The sequence below is a fragment of the Serratia sp. CY82433 genome, assembly GCF_052166535.1.
Classification (GTDB): Bacteria; Pseudomonadota; Gammaproteobacteria; order Enterobacterales; family Enterobacteriaceae; genus Serratia; species Serratia sarumanii.
The window spans coordinates 103,317-117,043 of record NZ_JBJNOR010000003.1; the positions used below are offsets into that span (position 1 = coordinate 103,317).

At 59.4% G+C, this 13,727-nt stretch carries 14 protein-coding genes; 2 read left to right on the forward strand and 12 right to left on the reverse strand.

Annotation, left to right across the window (positions count from 1 at the left end):
- Nucleotides 1–116: 116 nt before the first annotated feature.
- Entirely contained in the window at nt 117–1,022 is a 906-nt protein-coding gene (gene lpxO / locus ACJ8PI_RS16690) for a lipid A hydroxylase LpxO (RefSeq protein WP_164134686.1), read from the reverse strand.
- 257 nt (nt 1,023–1,279) lie between these two features.
- Between lpxO and ACJ8PI_RS16695 the strand changes: the two genes are divergently transcribed.
- Nucleotides 1,280–1,621, forward strand: a complete 342-nt coding sequence (locus ACJ8PI_RS16695; RefSeq protein ID WP_004936850.1) for a hypothetical protein — start codon at nt 1,280–1,282, stop codon at nt 1,619–1,621.
- A gap of 128 nt (nt 1,622–1,749) precedes the next feature.
- Here the strand turns inward: ACJ8PI_RS16695 and fis are convergent, their stop codons facing one another.
- The 11 genes from fis to acuI all read right to left on the reverse strand — a co-directional run bounded on the left by fis (nt 1,750) and on the right by acuI (nt 11,485).
- Nucleotides 1,750–2,046, reverse strand: coding sequence for a DNA-binding transcriptional regulator Fis (gene fis / locus ACJ8PI_RS16700; RefSeq protein ID WP_000462905.1), 297 nt, complete (start codon nt 2,044–2,046; stop codon nt 1,750–1,752).
- A complete protein-coding gene (gene dusB / locus ACJ8PI_RS16705; RefSeq protein ID WP_004936856.1) occupies nt 2,028–3,032 on the reverse strand; it encodes a tRNA dihydrouridine synthase DusB in 1,005 nt (334 codons plus the stop codon). Before dusB ends, fis begins: the two co-directional genes overlap by 19 nt.
- Nucleotides 3,033–3,425: 393 nt before the next feature.
- A complete protein-coding gene (gene prmA, locus ACJ8PI_RS16710) occupies nt 3,426–4,307 on the reverse strand; it encodes a 50S ribosomal protein L11 methyltransferase (protein ID WP_033636181.1) in 882 nt (293 codons plus the stop codon).
- An 11-nt stretch (nt 4,308–4,318) separates the two neighbouring features.
- Complete coding sequence (gene panF / locus ACJ8PI_RS16715; RefSeq protein ID WP_033636180.1) at nt 4,319–5,764, reverse strand: sodium/pantothenate symporter; 1,446 nt, start codon at nt 5,762–5,764, stop codon at nt 4,319–4,321.
- Nucleotides 5,754–5,996, reverse strand: a complete 243-nt coding sequence (locus tag ACJ8PI_RS16720; RefSeq protein WP_033644445.1) for a YhdT family protein — start codon at nt 5,994–5,996, stop codon at nt 5,754–5,756. The genes panF and ACJ8PI_RS16720 overlap by 11 nt, the downstream gene beginning before the upstream one ends.
- A gap of 151 nt (nt 5,997–6,147) precedes the next feature.
- Complete coding sequence (gene accC, locus ACJ8PI_RS16725) at nt 6,148–7,497, reverse strand: acetyl-CoA carboxylase biotin carboxylase subunit (RefSeq protein WP_004936886.1); 1,350 nt, start codon at nt 7,495–7,497, stop codon at nt 6,148–6,150.
- Nucleotides 7,498–7,509: 12 nt separating this feature from the next.
- Nucleotides 7,510–7,977, reverse strand: a complete 468-nt coding sequence (gene accB, locus ACJ8PI_RS16730; RefSeq protein WP_033636178.1) for an acetyl-CoA carboxylase biotin carboxyl carrier protein — start codon at nt 7,975–7,977, stop codon at nt 7,510–7,512.
- A 32-nt stretch (nt 7,978–8,009) separates the two neighbouring features.
- Nucleotides 8,010–8,462, reverse strand: coding sequence for a type II 3-dehydroquinate dehydratase (aroQ, locus tag ACJ8PI_RS16735; RefSeq protein WP_004936891.1), 453 nt, complete (start codon nt 8,460–8,462; stop codon nt 8,010–8,012).
- 287 nt (nt 8,463–8,749) lie between these two features.
- Nucleotides 8,750–9,349: a protein-methionine-sulfoxide reductase heme-binding subunit MsrQ gene (gene msrQ / locus ACJ8PI_RS16740; RefSeq protein WP_041036869.1), complete on the reverse strand. Its 600-nt coding sequence runs from the start codon at nt 9,347–9,349 to the stop codon at nt 8,750–8,752.
- Nucleotides 9,350–10,351 (reverse strand): protein-methionine-sulfoxide reductase catalytic subunit MsrP, encoded by a 1,002-nt coding sequence (gene msrP / locus ACJ8PI_RS16745; RefSeq protein WP_033636176.1) that lies wholly within the window; start codon nt 10,349–10,351, stop codon nt 9,350–9,352.
- 156 nt (nt 10,352–10,507) lie between these two features.
- Complete coding sequence (gene acuI, locus ACJ8PI_RS16750) at nt 10,508–11,485, reverse strand: acrylyl-CoA reductase (NADPH) (protein ID WP_047570383.1); 978 nt, start codon at nt 11,483–11,485, stop codon at nt 10,508–10,510.
- Nucleotides 11,486–11,690: 205 nt separating this feature from the next.
- On the opposite strand from acuI, the gene csrD reads away from it, so the two are divergent.
- Complete coding sequence (gene csrD, locus ACJ8PI_RS16755; protein ID WP_033636174.1) at nt 11,691–13,625, forward strand: RNase E specificity factor CsrD; 1,935 nt, start codon at nt 11,691–11,693, stop codon at nt 13,623–13,625.
- Nucleotides 13,626–13,727: the final 102 nt, after the last annotated feature.

Here is a 13,727-nt window from a genome sequence, read left to right on the forward strand (position 1 = left end):
GGCCAGCGGAGGCGGCTCTAGGAACGTGTATGTTAACACAGGGTACGGGGTGTGGCGGAAGAGGGGCATGCGAATATTCTCATTCGCGTTGCCCCTGAGTTGAAGATTGGCTCGTTTTATAGGCTGGGAATGATAATCGCGGCGAAGATCGCAGCGATCACCAGCCATTTCAGCAGGTAGTAACCGCGGCGGTTGCGCGCCTTCAGGCGTTGGCCGGCATCGCGCACCGCGTTGACGTATTTGAAGATGCGGTTGATGCCGCCGGTGCGATCCTGATCGTCGTTCGGCGAGCTGGCCGCCGACATCAGCGTTGAACCGACCCAGTGGTTGACCGCCTGCGCCCAGCGCCATTTCATCGGCCGCTCGACGTCGCAAAACAGAATGATACGCGTCTGGTCGGTGGCGTTCTGCGCCCAGTGCACGTAGGTTTCGTCGAAGATCACCGCCTCGCCGTCGCGCCAACTGTGCTGCTCGCCGTCCACCTCGATGAAGCAGCGATCGTCGTTGGGCGTCATCAACCCCAGGTGATAGCGCACCGAGCCGGCGTAAGGATCGCGGTGTTTACCCAAATGGCTGCCGGGCGGCAGCTCGGCGAACATCGCGGCCTTGACCGACGGGATGCGGTTGAGCAGCTCGACGGTTTTTGGGCACAGCGCCTGCGCCGAAGGGTGGCTGTCGCTGTACCACTTCAGATAGAAACGTTTCCAGCCGCGTTTGAAGAAGGTGTTGAACCCCGCATCGTTGTGCGACTGCGCCTTTTTGATGTGATGCTGCAAGCGCACCGCTTCCTCGCGGATCACCTGCCAGTTGTCGGTCAGCGTCTGCAGCTCCGGGAAACCTTTTTCGTCGAAATAGGGCTGCCTGGCGGGCAAACGGGAGAAACCGGTCATAAACATATTGATCGGCCCCATAAAGGTGGAGTGATCGAACAGTTGGCGGGTAAGCTTTTGTTTCTCCTTGCCGCGGGAGTGTGCGTAAAGGAAGCTGACGATAAAAACGCCTATGATGATGACGGCAACCATAGAATCCATCCCTGTCATTACTGATTATTACGAGGTAAAAAACGTAAAAATTATAGTTTTGTGACAGATAAAATTTAACTTTTTCGTGCCATTTCGCCATTGTTGAACGTAGATGGCATGAAAAGTTAATAAAGATGTGAGTGTTGATATTTTATGTTGGTATTTTTGGTTTTCGTACTATTCTTAGGTTTCTTTAACGTGATTGTGTGCCATCTTATTTCATGACGAATGGCACGTATCTGAGAAAAGAGGGACTTATGAAGAAATCAATCATTGCCTTGTCTGCACTGCTGCTCGCTTCCCCGGTGTTCGCCGCTGAGACCGCGACCGACACCGCCGCTCACGCCAGCAACGAGGTCGTTGCCGAAGCGCACAAAGGAGCGGATACCGCCAAAGAAAAGCTGCACCAGTCTCAGGACAAGGGTGAAGAGCTGAAGCTGAAAGCCAAGCACGCCGCCGAAGGCAAGAGCGACAGCGTCGGCAGCAAAGTGAGCGAAGGCTCGCAAAAGGCCTGGCACTCCACCAAGCAAGGTTCAGAGAAGGCTTGGGATAAGACCAAGCAAGGGGCGGAAAGCCTCAAGAACAAAGTGACCGAATAAGGTCGCCGCTTTGCCACAAGGGCCGCACTGCGGCCTTTTTTATTGCCCGCAAACCGGGGGCGCCCCAAAAGAAAAAGGCGCTTATCAAATGAGATAAAGCGCCTTTTCAACACGTTAACTGACTAGTATCAGTTCATGCCGTATTTTTTCAGCTTCTTGCGCAGCGTGCCGCGGTTGATGCCCATCATCAGGGCTGCGCGGGTCTGGTTGCCACGGGTGTATTGCATCACCATGTCCAACAGTGGCTGTTCAACTTCAGCCAGTACCAGCTCATACAGGTCATTTACGTCTTGACCGTTCAGTTGAGCAAAATAGTTCTTCAGTGCTTGTTTAACCGAGTCACGCAGAGGCTTTTGAGTCACCTGATCTTGTGAGTTAACGGTAGAAACGGTCAGTACGTCAGAATTTACGCGTTGTTCGAACATAGTTCTGTCAGCTCTTTTTTTACGCTAAGATTTTCGAAATATGCCTCCAACGCCTCCAGCTGTTCGCTGGCATCCTCTATGGCGTTGAATGTGCGCCGAAACTGGTCATTCGGAGCGTGTTCCTGGAGATACCAGGACACGTGCTTACGAGCAATCCGGAATCCCTTGCCTTGGCCATAGAAGCCGTGCAATTCCCGAATGTGCCCAATCAACAAGCGCTTCACCTCGCCAAGCGGCAGCGGCGGCAGCAACTCCCCAGTGTCCAGATAATGCTGGATTTCCCGGAAGATCCAGGGTCTCCCCTGAGCAGCGCGGCCTATCATCAGGGCATCGGCCCCGGTGTAGTCGAGCACTGCTCTGGCTTTATGCGGGTCAGTAATATCCCCATTCGCGATAATCGGAATGGAAACACTCTGCTTAACTGCCCGAATGCTGTCGTATTCCGCGTCGCCGTTAAACAGACAGGCGCGGGTTCGGCCGTGAATCGTCAGGGCCTGAATACCACAGTCTTCGGCCAGTTGGGCAATCTCTACACAGTTACGATGCTCTGGCGCCCAGCCGGTGCGAATCTTCAGCGTTACCGGCACATCCACCGCGTCAACCACCGCGTGGAGGATCCGTTTAACCAGATCCGGGTACTGCAACAAGGCGGACCCGGCAAGCTTCCGGTTCACTTTTTTGGCCGGGCATCCCATATTGATGTCGATGATCTGCGCGCCGCTGGCCACGTTGATACGCGCGGCGGCGGCCATATCATCAGGATCGCATCCGGCAATCTGCACGGAGCGGATCCCTGGTTCATCGCTATGCACCATACGCAGACGCGACTTATCCGTCCGCCACACCTCCGGGTTGGAGGAGAGCATCTCGGATACAGCCATCCCAGCACCCATTGCATGACAGAGGGTTCTGAACGGGCGATCTGTAATACCGGCCATCGGGGCCGCAATCAGGCAATTAGTAAGCTGGTGGTGTCCAATGCGCATAGACAAAGAGTGACCATACTGTGTCCGCAAGGGCGCGTATATTACGCATTTTTGCGCCGAGATGAAAGGCCAAACTTTAACCAATTGGCGCGATATTAGGGCAAAAAATGCGCTGCGCAGTGATTCATAAAAATATTGTATATATTTTACAATGAGTTGACGAAAAGTGCTTATTTTGTGTGCGGTAAAATATTCGCCTTTGCGCAGAATATTATCTGCATTCACCCGCGTTTTTTGCCGGGATAGCCTGCCTGGAAGGCGCATTGTCAGGGCGATCCGTCGTTGAACGGCGAAAAATTGCATAAAATTTTGTCTCGCCCGCGGGCCGATCGCCAGGCAAAAAAAATCCACCGGCGCAGGGCCGGTGGATGAGGGAGCAATAGACCGTGACGCTTACTTGCGGCGGCCGGTGATGCGGCACCACTCTTCACGCTCGGCGACCGGGTCGAGCGTGAACTTCTCTTCGTAGGCTTGCGCAACGCTGCTCGCCTGGCTGGCCAGCACGCCGGACAGCCCCAGATGGCCGCCGGCCTTCGGCAGGCAACCGATCAGCGGCGCCAGCTCGCGCAGCGGGCCGGCGAGGATGTTGGCGACCACCACGTCCGCCAGCAGGTCCGCCGGCTGGTCTTTCGGCAGATACAGCTCCAGACGCTCTGAAACGCCGTTACGCTGCGCGTTGTCGCGGCTGGCCTGAATGGCCTGGGGATCGATGTCGATGCCGATAGCGCGCGCTGCACCCAGCTTCAGCGCGGCGATTGCCAGGATGCCGGAACCGCAACCGAAGTCGATAACGGTTTTGCCGGCCAAATCGAGGCCGTCCAGCCACTGCAGGCACAGCGCGGTGGTCGGGTGGGTGCCGGTGCCGAACGCCAGGCCCGGATCGAGCATCACGTTGACCGCATCGGGATCCGGCACGTCGCGCCAGCTCGGGCAGATCCACAAACGCTCGCCGAAGCGCATCGGGTGGAAGTTATCCATCCATTCGCGCTCCCAGTCCTTATCTTCCAGCTGCTCTATCTTGTGGCGGAAACCGGCGCCCAGCAGCGGGTGCTGTTCCAGCATCGCCACCACCTCGGCCATATCGGTTTCCGCGTCGTACAGGCCGATCACGTCGGTATCGCCCCACAGCAGGGTTTCACCCGGCAAAGGTTCGAACACCGGGTTGTCGTGGGTGTCCTGGAAGGTCACCGACACGGCGCCGCTTTCCACCAGCGCGTCGCTCAGGTCTTCCGCCTGGCTGCCGGTGGTGTTCAGTTTGAGTTGGATCCAAGGCATAGCAATTCTCTTCAAGAGGGTAATGATGACGCCGTCCGGCGCTTTTCGCCGACGACGTTACCGAGATAAAACGCCAACAGGCTGAGCAACAGCGAAGGCACGATAGGGTGCAGCCCCGCCGGCTGCAGGTTGAAGCTGGCCAATAGCGTATAGCATACCGCACCCGACACCATTGAGCTAAGCGCTCCCTGAGCATTGGCGCGTTCCCAGTACAGGCCCAGCACCAGCGGCCACAGGAACACCGCCTCCAGCCCGCCGAAAGCCAGCAGGTTGAGCCAGATGATCATCTCCGGCGGCCGCCAGGCCGCCAACAGCACCAACAGGCCGAGGATCAGCGTGGTCAGGCTGGAGAAGCGCTTGATCAGCCGCTCGTTGTGGATCTGCTGTGGGCGTACGCCAAGGTAGAGATCCTTGATGATGGTGGCGGAGGATTGCAGCAGTTGGGCGTTGATGGTCGACATGATCGCCGCCATCGGCGCCGCCAAGAAAATCCCGGCGGCGTAAGGCGGCAGCACGGTGATCATCAGCGTCGGGATCACCTGATCGGGGATCTTGAGATCCGGCAACACCGCGCGGCCGAGTGCGCCGGCCAGGTGCATGCCGAACATCAGCACCGCCACCACCACGGTGCCGAGCAGAATGCCGCGGTGCACCGCCTTGCTGTCCTTGTAGGAGATACAGCGCACGGCGGTGTGCGGCAGGCCGATCACCCCGAAGCACACCAGGATCCAGAACGACGCCATAAACGGCAGGCTGAGGATCTGATCGCCGCCCTGCGGCGACACCAGCGCCGGATCGATCTGCTGTAGTTTGCTGACTGCGCTGTCCAGTCCGCCGGCGGCATGGATCACCGCCACCAGCAGCAGCACGGTGCCGAGCAGCATCACCAGCCCCTGCATGGCGTCGTTCAGCACGCTGGCGCGGAAGCCGCCGAAGGCGGTGTACAGCGCGATGCTGATGCCGAAGATCAGCAGGCCGGTGTCGTAAGGAATGCCGGCGGCGGTCTCCAGCAGGCGTGCGCCGCCGATAAACTGCACCGTCATGGCGCCGAGGAACGCCACCAGCAGGCTGAGGCTGGCCAGCCACACCAGCAGGCGGCTTTGGTAGCGGCCATACAGCATGTCATTGAGGGTGATAGCGTTGTAGCGGCGCGCCAGGATGGCGAATTTCTTGCCCAGCACGCCGAGCGACAGCCACACCGCCGGCAGCTGGATCATCGCCAGCAGCACCCAGCCCAGGCCGTATTTGTAGGCGGCGCCGGGGCCGCCGATAAACGAACTGGCGCTGATGTAGGTGGCGGTCAGGGTCATCGCCAGCACAAAGCCGCCCATCGAGCGGTTGCCGAGGAAATATTCGCTGAGGAAATTTCCATTCTGACGGCGGCGATAGGCGTATACCGACAGGCCGAATACCAGCAACAGGTAGGCGACCAGCGGCAGGATCACTTCAGTTTGCATCGCTGTCCTCCAGCGAAATGTCGCGGAACACCGTGCGCACCATCAGCCAGCACAGGCCGATGAACAGCAGCGGCACCAGCAGGCAGGCCATTTCGAACCAGTGCGGCAGGCCGGTGACGCCGATAGCGCTGTCCGGCAGATAGGCCGCCAGCCCCCAGGCCAGCAGGTAGAGCAGCGTCAGCCCCAGCGCCCAGCGCGCTTCGCGGTGCGCCTGAATAAAGCGTTTGTCCATCCGTGTCTCCCATAGGTTTACGGTGATGGATTCATCAAAGGTAGGGAATTTTACGGCATGACGGCGTTTTGCCAAGCCGTTACTGGCGGCAACGCCAAAGAAAAAGGCCGGTGATTAACCGGCCTTTCGTCAGACGATGCTGCGTGCTGCCTTAGGTTTCCTGCAGACCCAGCTTCTTCTCCAGATAGTGGATGTTGGTGCCACCGTGCTGGAAGTTTTCGTCGTTCATGATCTTCTGCTGCAGCTCAACGTTGGTTTTGATGCCGTCGATGATCAGTTCAGCCAGGGCGTTTTTCATGCGGGCAATCGCCACGTCACGGTTTTCGCCGAAGGTGATCAGTTTGCCGATCATGGAGTCATAGTACGGCGGTACGGTATAACCGGCGTAGATATGAGATTCCCAACGCACGCCGAAACCGCCTGGCGCGTGGAAGCGGGTGATCTTGCCCGGGCTCGGCAGGAAGGTGTTCGGATCTTCGGCGTTGATGCGGCATTCTACCGCGTGGCCGTGGATCTTCACTTCTTCCTGTTTGATCGACAGCGGCTGACCGGCAGCGATGCGCAGCTGCTCTTTGATCAGATCCACGCCGGTGATCATTTCGGTAACCGGGTGCTCTACCTGAATACGGGTGTTCATTTCGATGAAATAGAACTCGCCGTTTTCATACAGGAACTCGAAGGTACCCGCGCCGCGGTAGCCGATTTCCACGCAGGCTTTCGAGCAGCGCTCGCCGATGTAACGGCGCATTTCGCTGGTGATGCCCGGCGCCGGCGCTTCTTCGACCACTTTCTGGTGGCGGCGCTGCATGGAGCAGTCGCGCTCGGCCAGATAGATGGCGTTGCCCTGGCCGTCGGCCAATACCTGAATCTCGATGTGGCGCGGATTCTCCAGGTATTTTTCCATGTACACCATGTCGTTGTTGAAAGCCGCTTTGGCTTCCGCTTTCGTCATGTTGATGGACTGCTCAAGGTCTTTGTCGCTGCGCACCACGCGCATGCCGCGACCGCCGCCGCCGCCGGAGGCCTTGATGATCACCGGATAACCGATGCGCTTGGCGAAGGCACGGTTTTTATCCATGTCGTCGGTCAGCGGGCCGTCGGAGCCAGGTACGCACGGCACGCCGGCTTTCTTCATGGCGTTGATCGCGGAAACCTTGTCGCCCATCAGGCGGATGGTCTCGGCTTTCGGGCCGATGAAGATGAAGCCGGAGCGTTCAACCTGCTCGGCGAAGTCGGCGTTCTCGGACAGGAAGCCGTAGCCCGGGTGGATCGCCACCGCGCCAGTGATTTCCGCCGCCGAGATGATGGCCGGGATGTTCAGGTAGCTTTTTACCGATGGCGCAGGACCGATGCAGACGGTCTCGTCGGCCAGCAGCACGTGTTTCAGATCGCGGTCGGCCGCGGAGTGAACCGCAACGGTCTTGATGCCCAGTTCTTTACAGGCACGCAGGATGCGAAGCGCGATCTCGCCGCGGTTGGCGATAACAATTTTATCAAGCATGGGGGCGCCTCGTTATTCGATGACGACCAGCGGCTCGTCATATTCGACCGGCTGGCCGTTTTCCACCAGGATGGCTTTCACGACGCCGGACTTGTCCGCTTCGATCTGGTTCATCATTTTCATGGCTTCAACGATGCACAGGGTATCGCCGGCGTTCACTTTCTGGCCCACTTCCACGAAGGCTTTCGCGTCCGGGCTTGGGGTGCGGTAGAAGGTGCCTACCATTGGGGAACGAACGACGTGGCCACTCACGGCCGCCGGTGCTGCAGGGGTTTCTGCCGCAGGCGCGGTGGCAACGGCGTTAGCCAGGGCTGGCTGCTGCTGTGCCGGCATCGCGTAGGCCTGCTGCATGACGGGATAAGCCTGCGCCGGTGCGGCACGGCTGATGCGAACCGATTCTTCGCCTTCAGAGATTTCCAGTTCAGAAATGCCTGATTCTTCAACCAGTTCGATCAGTTTCTTGATTTTACGAATATCCATGAGTGTGATTCCGTACTCTTTTTGTGGAGCAATTAGTGGGTTTTCGACAGACGGTTAACCGCTGCCTGTAAAGCGAAAGCGTAGCCATCCGCGCCGAGGCCGCAAATCACCCCTACCGCTACGTCCGAGAGATAAGAGTGATGGCGGAAAGGTTCGCGGGCGTGCACGTTGGACAGGTGGATCTCGATGAACGGGATCTGCACCGCCAGCAACGCATCGCGCAGCGCCACGCTGGTGTGCGTGAACGCCGCCGGATTTATCAGAATGAAATCGGTGTTGCCGCGCGCCTGATGAATGCGATCGATCAGCTGATGCTCGGCGTTGGACTGCAGATGGCTCAGGGTAATATCCAATGCGGATGCCTGGTTTTCCAATCCGTTAACAATCTCTGTCAGCGTCGTGCTGCCGTACTTCTCCGGCTCACGCGTCCCCAGCAGATTGAGATTGGGGCCGTTCAGAAGCAAAATGTGAAACTTATCCGCCATTGTGCTGGTATCTCCGGCAATAAAACCATCATCGTAGAAAATAACCCGATGTTATCGATTTGTCACCTGTTAAGGGGCAAATTCACCCTGAGAACAGAAACAAGGTCGGGCATTATAACGATATCGTAGCAATTCGCAGCTAAATACTGGTCTTATCAGCGAAGATATTCAACCCCAAATCGACGAACTCGGGGATCCGTGACAGGAATATGAGCGCTGGAACACAGAAAAAGTTCCCGCCGGCGGCGCGCGTTTTTCCGTACCAATAACGCGCGCCGCCGCGTAGTTCAGCGCCACCAGGCGCGGAATTTCTTGTAGCGCAGGCCCAACAGCGCCACCGCCAGCAGCGCGTAGATGAACGGCTGGGGGGAAAACGTTTTGACCGACCACAGGTAGTGGATGGGGGCGAGGATCGCCGCCAGATAGACGAAGTTGTGCAACAGTTGCCATTTGGCGCCCAGTTTGCGCATCGCCCACAGCGTTGAGGTGGCCGCCAGCGCCAGCAGGATCAGCCAGGTGAGGATGCCGAGCGTCAGATAAGGGCGGTTCACCAGCTCGCTGCCCAGCAGGCCGAGGTTGCTTAGCCCCAATTCCAGCGTGGAGTAGCTTATCAGGTGCAGCGTGCCCCAGGCAAAGCACCACAGCCCCACCAGGCGGCGGCAGCGAATCAGCAGCGGCTGGCGGGCGTAGCGCGCCAGCGGGGCGATAGCCAGCGTGGCCAGCAGCAGTTTCAGCGTCATCCTGCCGGTAAAATGCTGGATGTCCTTGGACGGATCGGCGCTGAACCAGCCTTGATCCACCGCCAGCACCAGCCAGAGAAAGGGCAGAAACGCCGCTAAATGCAGGGCGGCTTTCAGCCATTTGATATGAACAGGCGTCAGGCGCACTTAGAAATTCTCCCGCAGATCCATGCCGCGATACAGCGACGCCACCTGGTCGGCATAGCCGTTGAACAGCAGCGTCGGCTGGCGTTTGACGTCGAGAATGCCGCCGGAGCCGATGAAACGCTCGGTGGCCTGCGACCAGCGCGGATGATCGACGTGCGGATTCACGTTGGCGTAAAAACCGTACTCGTTCGGCGCGGATTGGTTCCAGGTAGTCGGCGGCCGATCGCGCACCAAACGGATATGCACGATCGATTTGATGCCCTTGAAGCCATATTTCCACGGCGTGATCAGCCGCAGCGGCGCGCCGTTTTGCGGCGGCAGGGTTTTGCCGTACACGCCGACGGTCAGCAGCGCCAGCGGATGCATCGCCTCGTCCAGCCGCAGCCCTTCGACGTAGGGGTATTTCAGGCCGCCGCCGATAAAGCGATCTTTCTGGCCGGGCATCTGCTCCGGATCGTACAGCGTCTGGAAGGCCACGTAGCGCGCGTTGCCGTTCGGTTCGGCCAGCTTGATCAGCTTGCCCAGCTCGAAACCGATCCACGGCACCACCATCGACCAGGCCTCGACGCAGCGCATGCGGTAAATGCGCTGTTCCAGTGGGAAACGCTTCATCAGATCGTCGATATCCAGCGTTATCGGCTTCGCCACTTCGCCGTCGATGCGCACTTTCCAGCCTTCGGTTTTCAGCCCGCCGGCGTTGGCGGCCGGATCGGCCTTGTCGAGGCCGAACTCATAGAAGTTGTTGTAGCCGGTGACCTTGTCTTCCGGCGTCATCGCCAGCTGCGCCTGCCAGGCGGCCGGTTTGCTGAATTCCAGCGCTTTGCCCGGCGGCGCCTTGGGGCGATCGTTGCCCTTGAACCACGACAGCAGGTCCGCCTGTGCGCCGGTGGGCAGCGCCAGCGAAGCGGCGGTGATGCCGAGCGCCTGCAGCACCTTGCGCCGCTGGTGGAATACGCTCTCCGGCGTGACGTCGGCCTCGGTCAATTTGGGGTGTTTGTTCATGCTTATGTTCTCCGCGACTGATTCCCGCCGCCTGCGAGCGGCTGACGGGTCTCCATGAAATAAGCATGGCGCTAAAGGCGGCCGGAAGCGAGGGGACGCAGGAAAATATGAAATTTCGCAGAAGCGGGCGATCCCCCCGTCGCCGGGGGGATAGGGTCAGCGGATTTTCACCAGGGTGCGGCCGGTGATTTGGTTGTTCAACAGCGCGGCGGCGGTGGCCGGCGCCTGCTCGAGGGAGATTTCGTGCGTGGCCTGCTGATAGAAGCTGTCCGGCAGAATGCCGGCCAGCCGTTCCCAGGCGGTTTGGCGGCGATGCAGCGGCGTATGCACCGAATCCACGCCCTGCAGGCGCACGTTGCGCAGAATGAACGGCATCACGGTGGTCGGCAGCTGATAACCGCCCGCCAGGCCGCAGGCGGCGACGGTGCCGTTATAGTTCATCTGCGCCAGCACCCGCGCCAACAGTTTGTCGCCGACGGTGTCCACCGCGCCGGCCCACAGCTGTTTCTCCAGTGGACGCGGCATGTCGATATAGCCATCGCGCGGCATCACCTCTTTGGCGCCGAGCGCTTTCAGGTAGTCGGTATTGCTGTCGCGGCCGCTGATGGCGGTCACCCGGTAACCCAGCGCCGCCAGCAGGGCGATGGCGGTGCTGCCCACGCCGCCGCTGGCGCCGGTGACCAGGATATCGCCGTCGTCCGGGTGCACACCGCCTTCCTCCAGCGCCATCACGCACAGCATGGCGGTAAAGCCGGCGGTGCCGATGATCATCGCCTTGCGCTCATCCAGGCCGTTCGGCAGCGGCACCAGCCACTCACCGGAGACGCGCGCCTGCTCGGCCAACCCGCCCCAGTGGTGTTCGCCCACGCCCCAGCCGGTGAGCACCACGCTTTGCCCCTCTTTAAAGCGATCGTCGCGGCTGTGGCGCACGGTGCCGGCGAAGTCGATGCCCGGCACCATCGGGAAGTTGCGCACGATCTTGCCTTTGCCGGTGATCGCCAGCGCGTCCTTGTAGTTCAGGCTGGACCAGTTGATGTCGACGGTGACATCGCCTTCCGGCAACCGATCGCTGTCGATATCTTTGATATGAGCCAGAGTTTGGTCGTCTTGTTGTTCCAATAACAGTGCACGCATGTCACTCTTCCTCTCGTTTACACTTTTCTATTCAATGGCTGAATCACAGTTATTTGACTATATGCATAATAAGCGGCCCAAGTCCTGATAAAGGACAAAAATGGCGCTTGCAGGTTTAATTCCTCGGCAAGGCTTGTTAGGGTTGGACGGCCCCTTTTAGCTAAAGGGTGAACACTCACTTAACCATAGCGGACAAGGCACAGGGATGCGATTTACCACCAAACTCTCTGCATTGATCACTCTGTTGGTCGCGCTGGCGATGTTTTTGATGCTGATGGGATGCTCATACAGCTTCTTTTACGTTACCCAGGATCGCCAGGAGCGCCGCTTGGATTCGCTGGTCACCACTCTCGATCAAGCCATGCTGAGCGAGCCGCCGCAGGAGCAGGAAAAATGGTTGCCGATCGTCATGCGCACGCTCGGCATCGTGTCGATCCGCATAGAGGCCGGTAGCAGCCAACTGCTCGACTATCAATTGCCGACGCAGGAAAAAGAGCACTGGGATGCGCTGAACGGTTATCGTCAGGTCTCGCGTCCCCTGTTGCAGCATCCGGGCAGCACGCTGCACATCACCTACCGCGACCCCTTCGCCAGCGACGTGCGCACGCTGCAATCCACCGCCGCCGTCACGCTGTCGATCGTCGTGATGGTGGTGGTTTTGCTGTTCAGCCTGCGCTGGCTGCGTGAGCAGGCCGACGGCGAAGATCGTCTGGAACGCCGCGCGCGGCGCATTCTGAACGGCGAGCGTGAAAACGTCATGCAGGGCGACGTGCGTGAGTGGCCGGCCAACGTCAGCGGCGCGCTCGATCGCCTGCTGGCCGATCTGGCGGAAGCGCGGGAAGAGCGCAGCCGGGTCGATACGCTGATCCGCGCCTTTGCCGCGCAGGACGCCAAAACCGGGCTGAATAATCGCCTGTTCTTCGATAACCAGTTGACCACTCAGCTGGAAGACGAAGGCTCGCACGGCATCGTGATGATGGTGCGGCTGCCCGATTTCGAGACCCTGCGCGAGACGCACGGCAGCGTGGCGGTGCAGGAGCTGATGTATTCGCTGGTCAATCTGCTGTCTACCTTCGTGATGCGCTATCCGTCGGCGCTGCTGGCGCGCTACTTCCACAGCGATTTTACCGTGTTGTTGCCGCATCGAACCCTGAAGGAGGCCGACGGCATCGCCTCACAGCTGGTCAACGCCATCGATGCCTTGCCTTCCACAGCGCTGATCGACCGCGAGGCCTTCCTGCACATCGGCATCGTGGCGTACCGCAGCGGTCAAACCACCGAGCAGGTGATCGATTATGCGGAGCAGGCGACGCGCCACGCTACGCTGCAGGGCGAAAACGGGTGGTATGTGTACGACAGCCAGGTGCCGGAAAAGGGGCGCGGCAGCGTCAAATGGCGCACGCTGCTGGAACAGGTGCTGGCGCGCGGCGGCCCGCGGCTGTATCAGAAACCGGCGGTGACCGTGGGGGGCGAGGTGCACCATCGCGAGATCATGAGCCGGATCTATGACGGCACCCAGGAATTGCTGCCGGCGGAATATATGCCGCTGGTGCAGCAGCTCGGGCTGGCGGAAAGTTACGATCGCCAACAGGTGAGCCGCATCATTCCCTTGTTGACGCAGTGGCCCGAGGAAACGCTGGCGTTTCCGCTGTGCGTGGACTCGATTTTGCAGCGCTCTTTCCAGCGCTGGCTGCGCGATACATTGCTGCAGTGCGAAAAAAGTCAACGTCGGCGAATTCTGATTGAACTTGCGGAGGCAGATGTGTGTCAACATATCGACCGTTTGCGTCCGGTGCTGAGGCTGTTGTCAGGGCTGGGCTGCCGCCTCGCGGTGTCCAAAGCGGGTTTAACCGTGGTCAGTACGTCCTATATCAAGTCGCTGCAGGTGGAGATCGTCAAGCTCCACCCGGGGTTGGTGCGGAGCATCGATAAGCGGGACGAAAACCAGCTGTTCGTGCAGAGCCTGACCGGCGCCTGCGCGGGCACGCGCGCGCAGGTGTTCGCCGCCGGCGTACGCACGCGCAACGAGTGGCAGACGCTGAAAGAGCGCGGGATCCACGGCGGGCAGGGCGACTTTTTCGCGCCGCCGGAACCGATCGACGCGGGGCGTAAAAAATATTCACGTCGTTATCGCGTTTAAGCTGATTGCCGGACAAAAATTGACGTAGAATGAGCGCCGGATCCATCTGGGCCATGTCACCCGTCATTTTGGAGTTTTCTCCAATCTGCCTGCGACAACGAC

Coding starts and splice junctions, on each gene's coding strand:
- lpxO (WP_164134686.1), bottom strand. CDS start 1,022: ATGGTTGCCGTCATCATCATAGGCGTTTTTATCGTCAGCTTCCTTTAC.
- ACJ8PI_RS16695 (WP_004936850.1), top strand. CDS start 1,280: ATGAAGAAATCAATCATTGCCTTGTCTGCACTGCTGCTCGCTTCCCCG.
- fis (WP_000462905.1), bottom strand. CDS start 2,046: ATGTTCGAACAACGCGTAAATTCTGACGTACTGACCGTTTCTACCGTT.
- dusB (WP_004936856.1), bottom strand. CDS start 3,032: ATGCGCATTGGACACCACCAGCTTACTAATTGCCTGATTGCGGCCCCG.
- prmA (WP_033636181.1), bottom strand. CDS start 4,307: ATGCCTTGGATCCAACTCAAACTGAACACCACCGGCAGCCAGGCGGAA.
- panF (WP_033636180.1), bottom strand. CDS start 5,764: ATGCAAACTGAAGTGATCCTGCCGCTGGTCGCCTACCTGTTGCTGGTA.
- ACJ8PI_RS16720 (WP_033644445.1), bottom strand. CDS start 5,996: ATGGACAAACGCTTTATTCAGGCGCACCGCGAAGCGCGCTGGGCGCTG.
- accC (WP_004936886.1), bottom strand. CDS start 7,497: ATGCTTGATAAAATTGTTATCGCCAACCGCGGCGAGATCGCGCTTCGC.
- accB (WP_033636178.1), bottom strand. CDS start 7,977: ATGGATATTCGTAAAATCAAGAAACTGATCGAACTGGTTGAAGAATCA.
- aroQ (WP_004936891.1), bottom strand. CDS start 8,462: ATGGCGGATAAGTTTCACATTTTGCTTCTGAACGGCCCCAATCTCAAT.
- msrP (WP_033636176.1), bottom strand. CDS start 10,351: ATGAACAAACACCCCAAATTGACCGAGGCCGACGTCACGCCGGAGAGC.
- acuI (WP_047570383.1), bottom strand. CDS start 11,485: ATGCGTGCACTGTTATTGGAACAACAAGACGACCAAACTCTGGCTCAT.
- csrD (WP_033636174.1), top strand. CDS start 11,691: ATGCGATTTACCACCAAACTCTCTGCATTGATCACTCTGTTGGTCGCG.